The following is a 17,778-nucleotide window of genomic DNA, read 5'->3' as shown; positions in this document are numbered from 1 at the left end:
TGAAAGTAGGTAATCGTCAGGCTCCTCATGCTGAAAGCCAAAACCCCACCCCTAAAAGGTGGGGTTTTTGCGTTTGGAAGCGCTTCGCCATCGAAGCTGCAAGACGCGCGTCTCTCAAGCGCTAGAATCCCTCTATGTATTTCCGAAAAGCACGGCAAGCGCCGTCGATGTCTCCATGCTACGTCTAAGCGAAATCAAGCTCTCGCTCGATCATCCCGAATCGGCTATCGAAACGGCGGTTCTCGCGCGTCTCGCGGAAATCGGCGTTGGTGCGAATGAACTCGTGAGCTTCCACGTGTTCCGTCGCGCGCACGATGCACGCAAGCGCGCCGATATCAAACTCACCTACATCATCGATGTCGAGTTGCGAGACGAAGCCTCGGTGTTGAAGCGATTGGAAGCGCGTCCGCACCTGCATTGCGGCGTAACGCCCGACATGGCGTACCGCTTCGTCGCAAGAGCGCCGGAGCCTTCGACGCTGCTGCGCCCTGTCGTTATCGGTATGGGACCGTGCGGGCTTTTCGCTGGCTTGATCCTCGCGCAGATGGGTTTCCGGCCGATCATCCTCGAGCGCGGTAAAGCGGTGCGAGAGCGGACGAAAGATACGTGGGGCCTTTGGCGGCGCAACGAGCTCAATCCGGAATCGAACGTGCAGTTCGGCGAAGGCGGCGCCGGCACATTCTCGGACGGCAAGCTCTACAGCCAGATCAAGGATCCGAAACATTACGGCCGCAAAGTGCTCGATGAGTTCGTTAAAGCGGGCGCGCCGGAAAACATCCTGTACCTGAGCCGCCCGCACATCGGTACGTTCCGACTCGTGAGCATGGTCGAGAAAATGCGCGCGCAGATTCATCAGCTGGGCGGCGAAGTGCGTTTTCAGCATCGGGTCGAAGACATCGACATCGATAACGGCAAAGTGCGCGGGCTCAAACTTTCGACGGGCGAAACGCTGCGCTGCGATCACGTCGTGCTCGCAGTCGGACACAGCGCGCGCGACACGTTCCAGATGCTGCATGACCGCGGCGTCTACATGGAAGCCAAGCCGTTTTCGCTCGGTTTTCGCATCGAACATCCGCAAGGCGTGATCGACAGAAGCCGCTTCGGAAAATTCGCCGGGCATGAGAAGTTGGGCGCGGCCGACTACAAAGTGGTGCATCACTGCAGCAATGGCCGCGCGGTCTATAGCTTCTGCATGTGCCCGGGCGGCACGGTCGTCGCGGCGGCGTCCGAGCCGGGCCGCGTCGTGACGAACGGCATGAGCCAGTACTCGCGCGCCGAGCGCAACGCCAACGCGGGCATCGTCGTGGGCATTACGCCGGATGACTTTCCGGGCGGCCCGCTCGCCGGTATCGCGTTCCAGCGTAAATGGGAAGAGCGCGCATTCGAGTTGGGTGGCGGCGACTATTCCGCGCCGGGCCAACTCGTCGGCGATTTCATCGCGGGACGTGCGTCCACTTCACTGGGTTCCGTCGCGCCGTCCTACAAACCGGGCGTGACGCCGACCGACCTGAGCACCGCGCTGCCCGATTACGTGATCGAAGCGATCCGCGAAGCGTTGCCCGAACTCGACAAGAAGATCAAAGGATTTGCGATGCACGACGCCGTCTTGACCGGCGTCGAGACGCGCACGTCTTCGCCGATTCGCGTGCGGCGCAAGGACGACTTCCAGAGCGTCAACGTGGACGGCCTGTATCCGGCGGGAGAGGGCGCGGGTTACGCTGGCGGCATTTATTCCGCGGCGATCGACGGCATCGAAGTGGCGGAAGCCCTCGCGTTGCAAATGATGGCGCAGCACGCGGCTGTCGCCTGACGAAGAAAAAAGGCGCATCGGCAAAAGCGATGCGCCTTTCGAACAAACTAGCCGCGACCGGCAATCTCAAGTCACCACGCCCACCTGCCAGGGCACAAACTCGCTCTGCCCGTATCCGTGGAGTTCGCTCTTCGACGCCACGCCTGACGCGCAATCGAGCATCAACTGGAAGATTTCGTCGCCGAGTTGTTCGATGGTCGCGGAGCCGTCGATCACGCCGCCGCAATTGATATCCATGTCTTCTTCCTGCCGTTCCCACAGCGCGGTGTTCGTCGCGAGTTTCAGGGAAGGCGACGGCGCGCATCCATAAGCGGAGCCGCGACCCGTCGTGAAGCAGATCAGATTCGCGCCCGACGCGACTTGTCCGGTCGCGGACATCGGGTCGTAGCCGGGCGAATCCATGAAAACGAAGCCCTTCGCGTCGATGCGCTGAGCGTACTCATACACTTCGACGAGGTTCGTCGTCCCGCCTTTCGCGACCGCGCCGAGCGATTTTTCGAGGATCGTCGTGAGACCGCCGACCTTGTTGCCCGCCGACGGATTGTTGTCCATCGCCGCGCCGTTGCGCGCGCAGTATTCTTCCCACCACTTGATGCGCGCAAGCAGCTTTTCGCCCACTTCGCGGCTCACGGCGCGACGCGTCAGCAGATGCTCGGCGCCGTACACTTCCGGCGTCTCCGACAGAATGGCCGTGCCGCCATGCGCGACGAGCTTGTCGACCGCTGCGCCCAACGCGGGATTCGCCGAAATGCCCGAATAGCCGTCCGATCCACCGCACTGCAATCCGACGATCAGATGTGACGCCGGCAGCGGCTCGCGTTGCGCACGATTCGCATCGGCGAGCATTTCCTTCACGATCGCGATGCCGCGTTCGATCGTCTTCCTCGTGCCGCCGCTGTCCTGAATCGTGAAGCTGTGCAGCTTTTCGCCGTCCTTCAGGCCACTCGATTCGAGCACGCCCGAAATCTGGTTCGTCTCGCATCCCAGACCGACGAACAGCACCGAATGAAAGTTCGGATGCACCGCGTAACCCGAAAGCGTGCGGCGCAAAATGCCGAGGCCTTCGCCCTGCATGTCGATGCCACATCCGAGACCGTGCGTGAGCGCGATCACGCCATCCACGTTCGGATAATTCGCGAGGGCTTCCGGATGCACGTCGCGCCGGAAATGATCGGCGATCGCTCGTGCGACCGTCGCCGAACAATTCACGCTCGTCAGCACTCCGACAAAATTGCGCGTGGCGACGCGTCCGTCGTCGCGGCGGATGCCCATGAAAGTCGCGGGCTTCTCGACGAACGGCGTCGGATGCTGATCGACGCCGAATTCGTGCTCGCGCGCGAAATCGGCCATCGACAGATTGTGCGTGTGCACGTGCTGCCCGCGCGCGATCGCTTCCTTCGCCACGCCGATGATCTGGTTGTAGCGCTTCACGGGCGCGCCCGGGGCGATATCGCGCGTTGCGATCTTGTGGCCCGGCGGAATCAGCCCCGCGACGACGAGATCCTCCGACGCGATCCGCGCGCCGGAGAGCAACTGACGCGTCGCGATCACGACGTCGTCGTTGGGATGCAGCCGGATGACCGCATGGTCGGTGGATGTGGTGGACATGATCTTTTACTTAGATGGTGGACGGAGCGCGGCCGTCATCGGCGCGTGCGTTTTCCTCTTCGTCTGCACGATCGAGCGGTTCGATCTTGCCGACGATTACAAGATAGCTGAACGCGCCGAGGAAGCAGAAGCCGCCTGCGACACACAGCGGAATCACGAACGAGCCCTTGGTGATCGCGAGCATCACGCCGGTGAAGGTCGTGATGACGATGCCCGCCAGGTTCGACGCGAAGTTTTGAATGCCGCTGATCGATGCGACGTGACCGGGCGTCGGCGCGACGTCGCTCGGCAGCGACCAGATGCTGGCCGCGGCGAACGCGAGGCTCGCATAAGCGATGCCGAAGAACGCGAGCATCAGATAAATGTTGGTCACGAACGCGCACAGCGTGATGACCGACGACATCAACATGCCGCCGACCATGCAGGTCTTGCGCGCGGCGGTCAGGCTCCAGCCGCGCTTGAAGAGCGCGTCCGAGATGACGCCGCCGAGCCAGCCGCCCGGAATCGACATCAGCGCGGGAATGGTGCCGAGCGTGCCGAGCGATTTGAGCGAAAAGCCGTGCGCCTGCACGAGATAGCTCGGGAACCACGTGATGAAGAAGTAGATGACGAAGTTCAGGCAGAAGAAGCCGAGCATCATGCCCCACAGGGTGCGGTACTTGAACAGCGATGCCCACGAGACCTTGTTCTTCGGCGCGACGGGAATCGGCGCGACGTCGGTTTCGCCGGTCAGATCGCCCGTCGACTTGTTACGGTAGATCAGGAACCAGCCGAGAATCCACACGAAGCCGATCACGCCGGTGATGACGAACGACGCTTCCCAGCCGAACGAACTGATGATCAGCGCGACGACCGGAATCGACAGCGCCGAACCGACTCGCGAGCCGCTATCGAAAATGCTGGTCGCGAATGCGCGCTGTTCTTTCTTGAACCATTGCGACACGAGCTTCGCGCACGACGGATACGCGCCTGCTTCGCCGACGCCCAGCATCAGGCGGCAGCCGAACATGCCGAAGACGCTCGACGCGGCGGCCGTGAGCGCCGTGAAAACCGACCACCAGCCCACCGCGAGCGGCAGCGCGATGCGCGCGCCGACGCGATCGACGAACCAGCCGAACGGCATTTGCATGAGCGCGTAGCTCCAGAAGAAACCGCTCAGGATGAAGCCCATCTCAGCCGGGCCGATGCCGAGCGCTTTTTCGATCTGCGGCGCCGCGACCGCGAGATTCGCACGATCGACGTAATTAATCGCGATTGCGAGAAAAGCCAGAAATATCACTACCCAACGCATTTTGCGCATCGTTTGTCTCCTCAATGGGGCGGCACTTCATGTATTCCGGCTCGATCCGCGATGCCGGCGCGGTGAGCCGTGATTCGAAAACGGTGGTGTCGCTCTTCAGGCGGTTTCGAGCGCGTTACGCAGACGCGCTTGCTCGATGTCGAGTTTCAATTCGCGCGCGAGGTCGATGACGGGCTGGAAGCGTCGAACTTTCTTCTCGTCGTGATTGCGCGCGATGTCCGCGAGCCGATGCACGAGAAACGGATTTTCGAAGCGATCGCGCACGCTCGCGAGGTAGTCGGCCGCGATATCGCGCTTGCCGAGCGCCGCGAACACGGGCAGCACTTCGTCGCGCCACGTCGCTTCGAGCGGCTCGCGATATACCGGATCGCGCATTGCGTCGAGCACGGTCATGTCGGGCGAGCCGTCGCGCGTGCGCCAGATTTGCGCGAGCATCGTGTGGCCGAGGTTCAGCAGCAAAAGTTTGAGGCGCTCGAAATGAGCGAGATCGTCGGTGACGACAATGTCCTCGTGCTCGCACGGCAGCGCCATGCCGTCCTGACGCTCGATCGCCCACAGCGCGTATGGCTCCGCGATCGCGCCAACGGGCTGGATCGGCTCCGACACGATGCGGTCCACGAGCGAATTCACCCACACGCAGTCCTTCGCCAGATAAGCGATGAACGCGTCGTCGACGTTCCAGCCGCGCGCCACGCCGATCACCAGATCGCGCAGCGTGTCGCCATTGCGCGAAACCAGTTCGCAAGGCAGAAGCGTGATCGGCGCTGCGCCGGCCAGATACCTTGCGTAAAGCAGCACCGCGAGCTTCGCGGCGAAGCCGCGCGGCGTGCGCTGGCCGTCGAGCAGATCGGCGGAGTCTTCGTCGAAAAGCGCGTAGCCGGCGTCCGCTGTGTTCGAAACGATCACCTTCACGTCGCGCTTCACGCGCTCGATCAGCAATCGCCAATCTTCGCTTGCGTGCAGCGCTTCGGTGATGGAATCGCACTCGAACGTCGTATCGACGGTTTCGTCACGCCGACGGCCGCGGATGCGCACCGGATAACGCCCGGCCGAGCGCAAGGCCTCGACGCGCGCGCGACTGTCGGCGCTCGACGTGGTCTGCACGACGGTGATCTTGCCGAGCGCTTTCGCCGGGTCGCGGCGCGCCGCGACGGTCACGAAGAAATCGACATGCGCCTGCAGGAAGCGGCTCGTGCCGAACTGGAGAATCGGATTGTTCATGTTTGCGCGTGCCGCTCGTTGCGCGGCTCGGTATCGGGCTGATTCGTTTGGGAACGGTTCCAGATCGCCGCTAAAAAAATGGCCACCTGGCCTTACCGGATTGCATACTAGTGGCTTGAAATGGAATTGGTCAAGCCACTTGTAAACGATCAGCGAACGGCAAATGCCCGCCCCACGGCGCGTCAACCCTTCCAATGATTACAATCCACGTTTTCCCCGAGACGAAAAGCAGGAGCCAGCACGTGAGCGTCAAACCAGCCGAAACGCGCCGCCTCTATCTACAGATCGCCGACAAGCTGCGCGCGCTGATCGAACAGCAGGATTTCGCCCCGAACGGGCGCTTGCCGTCCGAGCGCGAACTGGCGCAGACGCTCGGCGTGTCGCGGCCGTCGGTGCGCGAGGCGCTCGTCGCGCTGGAACTGGAAGGGCGCGTCGAGATACGCATGGGTTCGGGCGTGTACATCGTCGCGACACCGGCGGCCGCGCGGGCGCCGAGCGAAGCGGAACTGGGCGAAAGCCCGATCGAGATCATGAACGCGCGAAGCGTGATCGAGGGCGCGATCGCGGCGAGCGTCGCTCCGTTTGCCAAACCGAAGGAAATCAAGGCGCTGCGCGCGGTGTACGAGACGATGGCGCGCGAAGTCGCGAACGGTCAGGTGCCGATGGGCGCCGATCGCGCATTTCACATCGCGATCGCACAGATGACGGGCAACGACGTGCTCGTGCGCACGGTCGGCAGTCTGTATGACGAGCGGCACAGCCCGCTGTCATCGACGCTGCGTGGGCACTTCGAAGGCGAGGAGACGTGGGCGGCCGCGCTAGGCGAGCATCGCGAAATCCTGGAAGCACTGGAGGCGCGCGACGCGATACAGGCGCAAGCCGCGATGCAGCGGCATATGCGTCACTCCGCGGCGCGGCTCATGACAAAGCGCAAAAGCTGACGCCGGCGCGCGCTCGGATCGCGCACCGGTTTCCAGACGCATGATCGCATCAGCCCGGATACGCCTCATCGACCTTCAGACCCGCCAGCTTGAAGATCACGCGCAGCGTTTGCGGCGCGATCTCCCGGCGCGAGGCGAGCGTCGTCAGGACGAAATCCATCACCTTTGCGTACTTCAGCATCGTCAGGCACGTCTCGATATCGGTGGAGCCGTCGCGCAGCGATTCGGCGATGCGCAACATCTCCACGGAAATCTCTCGGGCCATTTCCAGTTCCAACTGCTGCTTTTCGCTCCAGGCGGGCATCGCGGTCAGTGCCGCGAGCATTTCCTGAAATTGTTTCTCTGCTTTCTTGTCCGGGATCGCATCCATCGCCGTCCTCTCATGTTCATGGCGCCGGCGAGTCGCATTCGCCGCGCTGTGCGTTAGGTGTTACGTAACAGAGCTGGGCGCGGGTGACGACGTTCCACGTGTCGAAGCACGGCTTGTTACTGGCTTGTTGCTCCTGCTTGCTGCATCGGGACGCGGCCAGAAGCCACGCTGTGTCGTCTCTTTCAATGGCCTCATTGTCGGACGATGCACAATTTGTTCCATGCGTTTGCTGCACGCATTGGCCGATCAGCCGTACTGGAACATGAGCGTCTTCGCGCTTTTGGGTAAACTTCCCCTTTTGAGACGGCAGAACCAGCGGTTAGCGCACATTCGGCGCGAACATGCTCCGCTTTTTTATCCAACATACCTTCAAGATGACCAGGAAGTCTTCCGAGTCGGCTCCGGGCACACCCGACCCCTCCACCAAACACGAGATTCGTCCAGGCCAGTCGATCGAACTGCTGAAGGAACTCCATATCCTCACGCGCGACGGCAAGCTGAACCAGGACAGCCGCCGCAAACTGAAACAGGTCTACCACCTCTATCAGTTCATCGAACCGCTTCTCGCCGAAGTTCACGCGCGTCAAGGGGCCGTATCACTCGTCGACCACGGCGCAGGAAAATCCTATCTTGGGTTCATTCTCTACGATCTCTTCTTCAAGTCTCTGCGCGATCGGTCACACATCTTTGGAATCGAGACGCGCGAAGAGCTCGTAAAAAAATCCGAGGAATTGGCGCAGCGCCTCGGGTTTACAGGGATGTCATTTCTGAATCTGTCGGTGGCCGAATCAATCGGTTCGGATCGATTGCCCGATTCGATCGATGTCGTCACGGCGCTCCATGCGTGCAACACCGCAACCGACGACGCCATCCAGTTCGCTCTGCAGAAGAAAGCGAAATACATCGTCGTGGTGCCGTGCTGTCAGGCCGAAGTCGCTTCGGTCCTGCGCAAGAACAAAGGGCATTCGCTGTCGAAGAACGTGCTGACGGAAATCTGGCGGCATCCGCTGCACACGCGCGAATTCGGGAGCCAGATCACGAACGTGCTGCGCTGTCTGCAGCTCGAATCGCACGGATACCAGGTGAACGTGACGGAACTCGTCGGCTGGGAACACTCGATGAAAAACGAGTTGATCGTTGCGCAATTCAAGGATCTGCCGCGCGGCCGGCCGGCGCAAAGGCTCTCGGACGTTCTGGAAACGCTCGGACTGGACGAACTGCGCGAGCGCTTTTTCGCGCCCGCGCACTAATCAGGATTTGTCCTTCATCCATGCCTCGAAGCCGGCGTGCCCGAGACCGCGCAGCGTTTCGATATTGCGTTCGTAGATATCGGACGCTTCGGGGAACGCATCGACGGCGCGATCGATGCTCGCTTCGCGCAGCAGATGAAAGATCGGATACGGCGCGCGATTCGTGTAGTTGTCGATATCGTCGGACGCGGTGCCTTCGAACCGATACTGTGGATGAAAGCTCGCGATCTGCAATTCGCCCGCGAGTCCCAGTTGATCGAGCAGGCGTTCGGCGAAGAAGAGGGCGTCGTTATAGTCGGCGAAATCGGCGAATGCGTGCGGTGTGACGAAGAGCGTCGTCTCGACGGTTTCCGCGTCCGTGTCGCGCAAGAGGCGAAGTTCATCAGTCAGTTCTACGACCAGATCGTCCACGCCGCGCGCCTCGCTAACCACATAGCGAATCTGCTTTTTGACATGCACGCTCTTCGCGAACGGGCACAAATTGAGTCCGATCACCGCGCGGGTGAGCCAGTGTCGAGTCGCCGCGATTACTTCGTCGCGGGTGCTTCGGTCAGTCATGAACCTTCCTGTTTGCGATGCTCGGGACACGCCGCGGCGATCAACGTGCGCGCGATGCGCGGCGCGGCGAGCAGCGGGCCCGAGCCGGGGCCGTAGGTCTGACTCGTCGCGTAGATGCCGTCCACCAGCAACGCGAGCGATTCCGCCAGTTCAACGGGATTATCCGCTCCGGCCGCCGTCGAAATCTCGACGAGGCGCGTCATCAGGTAACTTTTGTTGCGCTCGACGAGTTGCCGGGCGGGATGCGCCGGATCGCCGAATTCGCACGCGATATTCACGAACGGGCAGCCGCGATAATCCGGCGAGGACGCCCGTTTGACCAGATCTTCGAGTCCCTGGACAAGCTGCCTCGCCGGTTCGCCCGGATGCTTCGCGACGCTCGCCTCGAAGCGCCGGCGAAATCCTTCGTCCATGCGCTCCAGATACGCGACAACCAACTCGTCCTTCGATGCGAATTGCCGATACAAACTCATTTTATTGACGCCCGCGCGCTCCACGACGGCATCGACGCCGATCGCGCGGATGCCGTCGCGGTAGAAAAGCTCCTGCGCGGCGTCGAGCAATTGCTCCTGCGCGGTCGCGCCATCGGTGCGCACGCCGCGGCGCGCGGGAGTTTTCGGCTGATCGGAGGTTGATCGGGTCACGGTCGCATCCTCAAGAAATTTTGCTGCATACTTGACATGTTACCGATCGGTAACTAAGCTCGCAACTCTGATGTGACAGAACGGTAACGTTACAGGACAAAAATCAACCTGACGGAGCAGCGATGAATTGGGTAGCGAGACGGCTGAACGGCCGTATGCATTACGGCTGGGTCGCGGTGGGCGTCGTGTTCCTCGTGCTGCTCGCGGCGGCCGGCACGCGCGCGACGCCGAGCGTCATGATGTTGCCGCTCGAAAAGCAGTTCGGCTGGTCGCGCGGCACGATTTCCCTCGCGATTTCGATCAATCTCGCGCTGTACGGTCTCGCGGGCCCGTTCGCGGCGGCGGCGATGCAGCGCTTCGGCGTGCGCCCGACCGTGCTCGCCGCGATCGCGACGCTTGCCGCTGGCGTCGGCATCTCGTCGATGATGACCGAGCCGTGGCAGATGGTGCTCGTCTGGGGCGTGATGGTCGGCAGCGCGACGGGCGTAGCCGCGCTCACGCTTTCGGCGACGATCGTGAACCGCTGGTTCACCACGCATCGCGGTCTCGCGATGGGCATTCTCACGGCCAGCTCCGCGACCGGCCAGCTTGTGTTCCTGCCGTTCCTCGCGTCGATTTCCGAGCGCTTCGGCTGGCGTCCGGTCGTGTTCGTCGTCGCGGCGGCGGCGGCGCTCGTGTTGCCGCTCGTCGCGTGGCTTTTGCCCGAGCGTCCGGCCGATCTCTCGCTGCGCCCGATCGGAGAGACGGCCGATTTGCCGCCCGGCGCGCTTCCTCCGCCGAAAAATCCGATCAAGGTCGCGTTCGGCGCGCTCGGCATGGCCAGCAAGACGCGCGATTTCTGGCTGCTTTTCTTCAGCTTCTTCGTCTGCGGCGCGAGCACGAACGGTTACGTCGGCACGCACTTGATCGCGATGTGCTCCGACTACGGCATGACGCAAGTGCAAGGCGCGACGCTGCTCGCCGCGATGGGCATTTTCGATCTCTTCGGCACAACGCTTTCAGGCTGGCTTTCCGACCGCTTCAACGCGCGCTTGCTGCTGTTCTGGTACTACGGCCTGCGCGGGCTGTCGCTGATTTATCTGCCGTATGCGTTCGGCATCGATTTCTTCGGCCTGCCGCTCTTCGCCGTGTTCTACGGCCTCGACTGGATCGCCACCGTGCCGCCGACCGTGCGCCTCGCCACCGACGTCTACGGCAAGGAGTCGGCGCCAATCGTGTTCGGCTGGGTCGTCGCGGGCCATCAACTCGGCGCGGCGTTCGCGGCGCTCGGCGGCGGCATGCTGCGTTCGAGCCTCGGCAGCTACACCGTCGCGACGATGATCTCCGGCGGCCTGTGCCTCGTCGCGGCCGTGACGGTGCTGCGCATCAATCGCGCGGGCCGGTCGATGGGCGTCGCCGCGACCTGACGATCTGCACGCGCGCGCGAGCTTGTTTATCCTTGTCGCCTTGAACGGCGCGCATCTTAGCCGATGCGCGCCGTCAGTCTTTCATCAAGCCAACGAGGACCGCACATGACCACGAAGCCCGCTCCGACCGATGTCGACATCCACGAACTGATCGCCGGCCGCTGGAGCCCGCGCGCGTTTGCCAATGCGCCGATCGAGCGCGCGCAGTTGCATCGCCTGCTCGAAGCCGCGCGCTGGGCGCCGTCGTCGAACAATTTGCAGCCGTGGCGTTTCATTGCCTTCGACCGTCATCGCGACGAAGCCGCGTTCCAACGCGCGTTCGACACGCTCGCGCCGTCGAATCAGAAATGGAACGTGAACGTGCCGCTGCTCGTCTGCGTGACGGCCTCGACGCTCACGCCGAAGGGCGACGCCAACCGCACCGCAACGTACGATACCGGCGCGGCCGCGATGGCGCTCGTGCTTCAGGCGCACGCGCTGGGGCTCGCGACGCATCAAATGGGCGGTTTCGACCGCGACGCGTTTCGCCAGGCGTTCTCGATTCCGGCGGATGTCGACATCATCGCGATGATCGCGATCGGTCATCACGGCGACGCGAGCCAGCTCGACGAAGCGCTGCGCGAACGCGAGGCAGCGCCGCGCGCGCGCAAGACGCTGGCCGAGACGGCCTTCGAAGGCGCGTGGGACAAGGCGTTCAAGTAAGCGCGCTCAGTGCTCGTCCGCCGCCGACAGCGGACGAGCGACATCTTCGAGCGATCTGCGTTCGGCCGCGACGCCCCAGATTCCGGCGACGACCGCCGCCGCGAGCATGAGCAACGAGCCGATCAGATAGCCGACGAACACTGCGCCGCGCTCGTGCGTGTCGATCAATTGCCCGAAGAGCGTCGGCCCGATAATGCCGCCGAGCGCCGTCCCGAACGCGTAGAACACGGCGATGGCGAGGGCGCGAATCTCCAGCGGGAAAGTCTCGCTCACCGTCAGATACGCCGAACTCGCCGCCGCCGACGCGAAGAAGAAAATCACCATCCACGCGATGGTCTGCGTCGTCACGGTGAGCATGCCGTGCATGAACATCCAGCCGCTCACGGTCAGCAGCACGCCTGAAATCGCATACGTGAACGCGATCATCCGCCGTCGGCCGAGCACGTCGAAAAGCTTGCCGAGCAGCACCGGACCGAGGAAATTCCCGGCGGCGAACGGCAACACGTACCAGCCGATTTGATCGCCCGGCACGTGATAGAAGTCGGTCAGCACGAGCGCGTAGGTGAAGAAGATCGCGTTGTAGAAGAACGCTTGCGCCGTCATCAGCGTCAATCCGACGAGCGAGCGGCTGCGATGCGCCTTGAACAGCGTATGCACCACTTCGCGGATCGGCGTTCCTTCACGCGCATGCAGACGCAGCGGGTTGATGGGCGTGTCGGGAATCTCGACGCCGTGCTGCCGAAAATGCGCCTCGATTTCCTCGACGATCCGCTTCGCTTCTTCCGTGCGATTGTGCGTGATGAGCCATCGCGGACTTTCCGGCACCCACATCCGCATGAAGAGAATCGTGAGTCCGAGCGCCGCGCCGATCAGAAAGCACGCGCGCCAGCCCCAGTCGGGCGGCAGCAGGCCGGGATCGAGCAACACGATCGAGCCTGCCGCGCCGATCCCCGCGCCGACCCAGAACGTGCCGTTGATCGCGAGATCGGTCCAGCCGCGCAGACGAGCCGGCGTGAATTCCTGAATCGTCGAATTGATCGCGGTGTATTCGCCGCCGATGCCCGCGCCCGTCAGAAACCGGAACAACACGAAAGTCGCGAGGTTCCACGAGAATGCGGTCGCGGCGGTCGCGGCGACGTAGAGAAAGAGCGTGATGAAAAACAGCTTGCGCCGGCCGAGCCGGTCCGTGAGCCAGCCGAAGCCGAGCGCCCCGAGCACCGCGCCCGCGATATACGCGCTGCCCGCGATACCGACATCGGCATTCGAAAACCGCAGCGCCGGACTCGATTTGAGCGCGCTCGCAACCGCGCCCGCGAGCGTCACTTCGAGCCCGTCCAGCAGCCACGTGATCCCGAGCGCGAGCACGATCAGCGTATGAAAACGCCCCCACGGAAGACGATCGAGGCGTCCGGGCAGATCGGTTTCGATGATGGCCGGGCGATCGCTGGCTTTATCGCTCAAACGTGTCTCCAGTGGGGCGCGGGTTTCGTTCATGCGCGAGAGCGTGCATTTCATTGCTGACAGGCACGCGAAAAAGTGAATAAATTGCCGCCAGGCGAGCAAATTACATTCCGCTTTTGTCGGCTAAACTCCTTGGTTTAAAAATATCCGAAATGCGGTTGATGCGTTCGCAGGAACGTGTTAAAAACGCCGTCCATGTTTGAATGCGGCGTCTTTTACGGACGTCGCCGATGCCCATGACTTTTTGCGCGATCGATTTCGGCACGTCGAATTCCGCGGTGGCTCTGGCTGACGGCTTGTCGATTCGGCTGGCGCCAGTCGAAGGCGAAGCCACGACGCTGCCTACCGCGGTTTTCTTCAACACCGACGAGAATAACCAGTCCTTCGGCCGCGCGGCGCTCGAAGCGTACATCGACGGCTTCGACGGCCGCCTGATGCGCTCGATGAAGAGCATTCTCGGCTCGCCGCTCGCGGACAACACCACCGACCTCGGCGACGGCTCGGCCATCAAATACACCGACGTCATCACGCTCTTTTTGCAGCATTTGAAGCAGAAGGCGCAGGCAATTGCCGCCGAGTCGCTCACGCGCGCCGTGCTCGGCCGCCCGGTATTTTTCGTCGACGACGATCCGCGCGCGGACCATCTTGCGCAAAAGCAGCTCGAAGCGTGCGCGCACGCCATCGGCTTGCGCGAGATTCACTTCCAGTATGAGCCGATCGCGGCGGCCTTCGACTACGAAGCCGGCCTGACACAGGAAGGCCTCGTGCTGGTCGCGGATATCGGCGGCGGCACGTCGGACTTTTCGCTCGTGCGCGTCGGGCCGGAGCGAGCGCGGCATCTGGAGCGCAAGGACGACGTGCTCGCTCATCATGGCGTGCATGTCGCCGGGACGGATTTCGACCGGCGCGTGGAGCTCGTGACGGTGCTGCGCGAACTTGGCTACCAATCGCTCGATCCCAAAGGGCGCGAAGTGCCGAGCCCCGTGTATTTCGATCTCGCGACGTGGCATCTGATTAACACCGTCTACACGCCGAAGCGCGTGAGCGAGTTGCAACTGACGCGCCATCTCTATCCCGACGTGCGGCATCACGACCGGCTGATGCGCGTCGTGTATCGCCGGCTCGGCCACGCGCTGACCGCGCACGCCGAGGAAGCGAAGATCGACGTCGCCGCGGGCGGCGCGACCGAAATCGACATGGAAGAGGTGGAAGAGGCGCTACGCGTGACATTCGACGAAGCGCAACTGATCGCGGCGGGCGCGGACGAAACGCGGCGGATCGTGGAGGCGGCGCACGAGACGCTCAGGCGGGCGGGCGTCGCGCCTGCGGATGTGGGCGCGATCTACTTCACCGGCGGCACGACGGGGCTGCGATTCCTTTCAGAAGCGCTTTCGACGGCGTTTCCCGCCGCGAAGCCGGTGTTCGGCGATCGCCTCGCCAGCGTGGCGAAAGGTCTCGGCATCTACGCGCAACGTATCTTTGCCTGAAGCGAGGCACGCAGTCGTAGTCAGAAAGAAAAAACCCCGCCGAAGCGGGGTTTTTTCATACGAATTCTAGCGAGCCTTAGGCCGGCTTGATGTTCGCGGCTTGCTTGCCCTTCGGGCCCGTCTTCACTTCGTAGGAAACCTTTTGGTTTTCCTGAAGCGTCTTGAAGCCTTCGATGCGGATTTCCGAGAAGTGCGCGAACAGATCTTCGCCGCCGCCATCCGGAGTGATGAAGCCAAAGCCCTTTGCGTCATTGAACCACTTGACGGTACCGGTTTCCATGTTACTTGTTCCAAAAAAAAGATGAATAAGGCCGAAGCCCAGGGGTGCGGAAAATCAAGGAAGGGGCAATGGGACCAACCGGAGCACCGCGATGGCGAACTCGAAAAGACCAATTCACTCGCCACTTGAAATCCTGCAAGAAGCTTTATACGGCGAAACGATTTCGCGGTCAATTAATATCCGACAACTCTGAAGGGGCTTTTTGAGACGCGTAAGCAAATTTTACAGAGCTTGCGCTTTTCTAATTCAGCTGGTTTAGGCGTTCACTGCGCTGGGACAAATTTCTCTCCCGTATGCACTGCATTCGAAAGGTGCAACCGTTACACTACGCGCCTTCTTACGGGTTGCACCGACATTGCCATATCGTCGGAGACGTTCCTGGCATCCCTCGGCGAACGCGGCGCGAGACACTGGAGAGAGAGTTTGAAGAGTTCGATACAGAGAAATATCGGCCCGATGGCGCTATTGCTGACCGGCCTCGGGTCCATCATCGGGTCAGGCTGGCTCTTCGGCGCGTGGAAGGCCGCCAAGATCGCCGGGCCGGCCGCGATCGTCGCGTGGGTGATCGGCGCCGTCGTCATTCTGGCGATCGCGCTGACCTACGCCGAGCTCGGCGCGATGTTCCCCGAGTCGGGCGGCATGGTGCGCTATGCGCGCTACTCGCACGGCGCGCTCGTCGGTTTCATCAGCGCGTGGGCGAACTGGATCGCCATCGTGTCGGTGATTCCGATCGAAGCCGAAGCGTCGATTCAATACATGAGCACCTGGCCGTATGACTGGGCGCACGCGCTTTTCGTCAACGAGTCGCTAACGCCGATGGGCATCGGGCTGTCGGCGCTGCTCGTGATCGTCTACTTCATGCTGAACTATTGGGGCGTGAAGGTGTTCGCGCGCGCCAATTCCGCGATCACGATCTTCAAGTTCCTGATTCCGGGCGCAACCATCGCGGGTCTCATGTACACGGGATTTCACGCGGAGAACTTCGGCACGGCGTCGAGCTTCGCGCCTTACGGATGGCCGGCCGTGCTGACGGCGGTGGCGACGAGCGGCATCGTGTTCAGCTTCAACGGCTTTCAGAGCCCGGTGAACCTTGCCGGCGAAGCGCGTCATCCGGCGCGCAGCGTGCCGTTCGCCGTGATCGGCTCGATCCTGATCGCGCTCGTGATCTACGTGTTGCTGCAAATCGCGTATATCGGCGCGGTGAGTCCGGGCGACGTGATGAAGGGCTGGTCGCAGTTCAACTTCGCGTCGCCGTTCGCGGAACTGGCGCTGGCGCTGAATCTCAACTGGCTCGCGATCCTGCTTTATGTCGATGCGTTCGTCAGTCCGAGCGGCACCGGCACGACGTACATGGCGACGACCACGCGCATGATCTACGCGATGCAGCGCAATAACACGATGCCGAAGGTTTTCGGCCTCGTGCATCCGTTTTATGGCGTGCCGCGTCCGGCGATGTGGTTCAACCTGGCGGTCGCGTTCATCTTCCTGTTCTTTTTCCGCGGCTGGAGTTCGCTGGCGGCGGTGATTTCGGTCGCGACCGTCATTTCGTATCTCACCGGACCGGTCAGCCTGATGGCGCTGCGCCGCTCGGCGGCCGATCTCGATCGCCCGCTCAAGTTGCCGTTGATGGGCCTGATCGCGCCGTTTGCGTTCGTGTGCGCGTCGCTCGTGCTGTTCTGGGCGAAGTGGCCGCTGACCGGCGAGATTATTCTGCTGATGGTTGTCGCGTTGCCCGTGTATTTCTATTTTCAGAGCAAGGTGGGTTTCGCGGGCTGGAGCCACGATCTGAAGGCCGCGTGGTGGCTGATTGCCTATTTGCCGTCGATGGCGCTCCTGTCGCTCATCGGTAGCAAGGACTTTGGCGGGAACGGTTTGCTGCCCTACGGCTGGGACATGGCGGCGGTCGCCGTGCTCGCGCTGATTTTCTATTACTGGGGCGTGCACACGGGCTATCGCACGACGTATCTCGAAGAGCGCGAAAGCACCGACGACATTCTTCACGAAGTCGGCGCCTGAGCGCTTCGAATCGACGATTGAAGCCCGCCTGAGCGATCAGGCGGGCTTTTTTCGATCAATCGTCGGTGAAGACGTAATTGGTCATGGCGAGCGCGCGCTGGAACGTTCCGAGCGACTGGATGCCAAGTCGATACTCGTCCGCCGCCGCGCCGAGCGCGCTGAACACCGGCAGCAGGTGTTCATCGGTCGGATGCATCAGCGCGGCGTGCGGCGCGCGGGCGCGATAGTCGAGCAGGGCATCGATATCGCGTTCGGCCATGCGGCGCTCGAACCAGTCGGTGAATTCGGTCACGCGCGGATCGGCGTCCTCCGGGCGCGCGCTGAAATCCGCCATGCGCAGATTGTGCGTGATCTGCCCCGAACCGACGATCATCACGCCGTCATCGCGCAAGTCACGCAACGCGCGGCCGATGCGGAAATGATGCGCGGCATCGAGATGCGGCTGAATCGAAAGCTGCGCGACCGGCACGTCGGCGTCCGGGAACATCAGGAGCATCGGCACCCATGCGCCGTGATCGAGCCCGTGATTCGTCGTCGTGGCGGGAATGCCTTGCTCGCCGAGCAGCGCGGCGGCGCGCTTCGCCACATCGGGCGCGCCGGGCGCCGGATAGCGGATTTCGTAGAGCGCGCGCGGGAAGCCGTAAAAATCGTGGATGGTTTCAGGGCGCTCGGCCGTGCTCGCGACCGGCTGCGCGGTGCCCCAATGGGCGGAGAGCATCAGAAT

16 protein-coding genes are annotated in these 17,778 nt (G+C 62.4%); 7 read left to right on the top strand and 9 right to left on the bottom strand.

Translation table 11 applies throughout. The features are described 5' to 3' along the window. Nucleotides 1-175 precede the first annotated feature (175 nt). Entirely contained in the window at nucleotides 176-1,810 is a 1,635-nt protein-coding gene (locus tag AWB82_RS34425; RefSeq protein ID WP_086973745.1) for an NAD(P)/FAD-dependent oxidoreductase, read from the top strand. Between the two features lie 66 nt (nucleotides 1,811-1,876). On the opposite strand, the gene AWB82_RS34420 is transcribed toward AWB82_RS34425, so the two are convergent. The 3 genes from AWB82_RS34420 to AWB82_RS34410 all read right to left on the bottom strand — a co-directional run bounded on the left by AWB82_RS34420 (nucleotide 1,877) and on the right by AWB82_RS34410 (nucleotide 5,939). Then, nucleotides 1,877-3,418, bottom strand: coding sequence for a UxaA family hydrolase (locus tag AWB82_RS34420; protein WP_086973744.1), 1,542 nt, complete (start codon nucleotides 3,416-3,418; stop codon nucleotides 1,877-1,879). 10 nt (nucleotides 3,419-3,428) lie between these two features. Then, entirely contained in the window at nucleotides 3,429-4,718 is a 1,290-nt protein-coding gene (locus tag AWB82_RS34415) for an MFS transporter (protein ID WP_086973743.1), read from the bottom strand. Nucleotides 4,719-4,814: 96 nt separating this feature from the next. Beyond that, nucleotides 4,815-5,939, bottom strand: coding sequence for a mannitol dehydrogenase family protein (locus AWB82_RS34410; RefSeq protein ID WP_086973742.1), 1,125 nt, complete (start codon nucleotides 5,937-5,939; stop codon nucleotides 4,815-4,817). Nucleotides 5,940-6,181: 242 nt separating this feature from the next. Here AWB82_RS34410 and AWB82_RS34405 point away from each other — a divergent pair, with 242 nt between their 5' ends. After that, nucleotides 6,182-6,880 carry a FadR/GntR family transcriptional regulator gene (locus AWB82_RS34405; RefSeq protein WP_086973741.1) on the top strand — a complete coding sequence of 233 codons (699 nt, stop codon included), beginning with the start codon at nucleotides 6,182-6,184 and terminating at the stop codon, nucleotides 6,878-6,880. A 49-nt stretch (nucleotides 6,881-6,929) separates the two neighbouring features. Here AWB82_RS34405 and AWB82_RS34400 read toward each other — a convergent pair whose 3' ends face one another. Continuing rightward, nucleotides 6,930-7,250, bottom strand: a complete 321-nt coding sequence (locus tag AWB82_RS34400; RefSeq protein WP_086973740.1) for a DNA-binding protein — start codon at nucleotides 7,248-7,250, stop codon at nucleotides 6,930-6,932. A 374-nt stretch (nucleotides 7,251-7,624) separates the two neighbouring features. On the opposite strand from AWB82_RS34400, the gene AWB82_RS34395 reads away from it, so the two are divergent. Next, on the top strand, nucleotides 7,625-8,500 hold the full coding sequence (locus AWB82_RS34395; RefSeq protein ID WP_086973747.1) for a class I SAM-dependent methyltransferase: 876 nt from the start codon (nucleotides 7,625-7,627) through the stop codon (nucleotides 8,498-8,500). On the opposite strand, the gene AWB82_RS34390 is transcribed toward AWB82_RS34395, so the two are convergent. Together AWB82_RS34390 and AWB82_RS34385 are read right to left on the bottom strand one after the other, a co-directional pair. Then, a complete protein-coding gene (locus AWB82_RS34390; protein WP_086973739.1) occupies nucleotides 8,501-9,058 on the bottom strand; it encodes a DUF1415 domain-containing protein in 558 nt (185 codons plus the stop codon). Continuing rightward, nucleotides 9,055-9,702, bottom strand: coding sequence for a TetR/AcrR family transcriptional regulator (locus tag AWB82_RS34385; RefSeq protein WP_086973738.1), 648 nt, complete (start codon nucleotides 9,700-9,702; stop codon nucleotides 9,055-9,057). Before AWB82_RS34385 ends, AWB82_RS34390 begins: the two co-directional genes overlap by 4 nt. Before the next feature lie 122 nt (nucleotides 9,703-9,824). Between AWB82_RS34385 and AWB82_RS34380 the strand changes: the two genes are divergently transcribed. Both AWB82_RS34380 and AWB82_RS34375 read left to right on the top strand, forming a co-directional pair. Further along, nucleotides 9,825-11,108, top strand: coding sequence for an MFS transporter (locus tag AWB82_RS34380; protein WP_086973737.1), 1,284 nt, complete (start codon nucleotides 9,825-9,827; stop codon nucleotides 11,106-11,108). A gap of 105 nt (nucleotides 11,109-11,213) precedes the next feature. Further along, complete coding sequence (locus AWB82_RS34375) at nucleotides 11,214-11,810, top strand: nitroreductase family protein (RefSeq protein WP_086973736.1); 597 nt, start codon at nucleotides 11,214-11,216, stop codon at nucleotides 11,808-11,810. Nucleotides 11,811-11,816: 6 nt separating this feature from the next. Here the strand turns inward: AWB82_RS34375 and AWB82_RS34370 are convergent, their stop codons facing one another. After that, complete coding sequence (locus AWB82_RS34370; RefSeq protein ID WP_086973746.1) at nucleotides 11,817-13,304, bottom strand: MFS transporter; 1,488 nt, start codon at nucleotides 13,302-13,304, stop codon at nucleotides 11,817-11,819. A 203-nt stretch (nucleotides 13,305-13,507) separates the two neighbouring features. Between AWB82_RS34370 and AWB82_RS34365 the strand changes: the two genes are divergently transcribed. Continuing rightward, a complete protein-coding gene (locus tag AWB82_RS34365) occupies nucleotides 13,508-14,758 on the top strand; it encodes an Hsp70 family protein (protein WP_086973735.1) in 1,251 nt (416 codons plus the stop codon). A gap of 76 nt (nucleotides 14,759-14,834) precedes the next feature. On the opposite strand, the gene AWB82_RS34360 is transcribed toward AWB82_RS34365, so the two are convergent. Continuing rightward, nucleotides 14,835-15,038 (bottom strand): cold-shock protein, encoded by a 204-nt coding sequence (locus AWB82_RS34360; RefSeq protein ID WP_050453930.1) that lies wholly within the window; start codon nucleotides 15,036-15,038, stop codon nucleotides 14,835-14,837. A gap of 423 nt (nucleotides 15,039-15,461) precedes the next feature. Here AWB82_RS34360 and AWB82_RS34355 point away from each other — a divergent pair, with 423 nt between their 5' ends. Next, the gene (locus AWB82_RS34355) at nucleotides 15,462-17,054 is read left to right on the top strand and encodes an APC family permease (RefSeq protein ID WP_086973734.1); all 1,593 of its coding nucleotides are present in this window, start codon (nucleotides 15,462-15,464) and stop codon (nucleotides 17,052-17,054) included. 55 nt (nucleotides 17,055-17,109) lie between these two features. On the opposite strand, the gene AWB82_RS34350 is transcribed toward AWB82_RS34355, so the two are convergent. Continuing rightward, a partial coding sequence (locus tag AWB82_RS34350) for a DODA-type extradiol aromatic ring-opening family dioxygenase (protein ID WP_086973733.1) occupies nucleotides 17,110-17,778 on the bottom strand: 669 nt, incomplete at its 5' end.

Source organism: Caballeronia glebae (assembly GCF_001545035.1).
GTDB lineage: Bacteria > Pseudomonadota > Gammaproteobacteria > Burkholderiales > Burkholderiaceae > Caballeronia > Caballeronia glebae.
This window is presented reverse-complemented; position numbering and strand designations above follow the sequence as displayed.

Bases quoted from the DNA above. Each gene is read 5' to 3' on its own strand.
- AWB82_RS34390 (WP_086973739.1), bottom strand. From the start codon at position 9,058: ATGACTGACCGAAGCACCCGCGACGAAGTAATCGCGGCGACTCGACAC.
- AWB82_RS34360 (WP_050453930.1), bottom strand. From the start codon at position 15,038: ATGGAAACCGGTACCGTCAAGTGGTTCAATGACGCAAAGGGCTTTGGC.
- AWB82_RS34395 (WP_086973747.1), top strand. From the start codon at position 7,625: ATGACCAGGAAGTCTTCCGAGTCGGCTCCGGGCACACCCGACCCCTCC.
- AWB82_RS34375 (WP_086973736.1), top strand. From the start codon at position 11,214: ATGACCACGAAGCCCGCTCCGACCGATGTCGACATCCACGAACTGATC.
- AWB82_RS34410 (WP_086973742.1), bottom strand. From the start codon at position 5,939: ATGAACAATCCGATTCTCCAGTTCGGCACGAGCCGCTTCCTGCAGGCG.
- AWB82_RS34365 (WP_086973735.1), top strand. From the start codon at position 13,508: ATGACTTTTTGCGCGATCGATTTCGGCACGTCGAATTCCGCGGTGGCT.
- AWB82_RS34380 (WP_086973737.1), top strand. From the start codon at position 9,825: ATGAATTGGGTAGCGAGACGGCTGAACGGCCGTATGCATTACGGCTGG.
- AWB82_RS34370 (WP_086973746.1), bottom strand. From the start codon at position 13,304: ATGAACGAAACCCGCGCCCCACTGGAGACACGTTTGAGCGATAAAGCC.
- AWB82_RS34420 (WP_086973744.1), bottom strand. From the start codon at position 3,418: ATGTCCACCACATCCACCGACCATGCGGTCATCCGGCTGCATCCCAAC.
- AWB82_RS34400 (WP_086973740.1), bottom strand. From the start codon at position 7,250: ATGGATGCGATCCCGGACAAGAAAGCAGAGAAACAATTTCAGGAAATG.
- AWB82_RS34415 (WP_086973743.1), bottom strand. From the start codon at position 4,718: ATGCGCAAAATGCGTTGGGTAGTGATATTTCTGGCTTTTCTCGCAATC.
- AWB82_RS34425 (WP_086973745.1), top strand. From the start codon at position 176: ATGCTACGTCTAAGCGAAATCAAGCTCTCGCTCGATCATCCCGAATCG.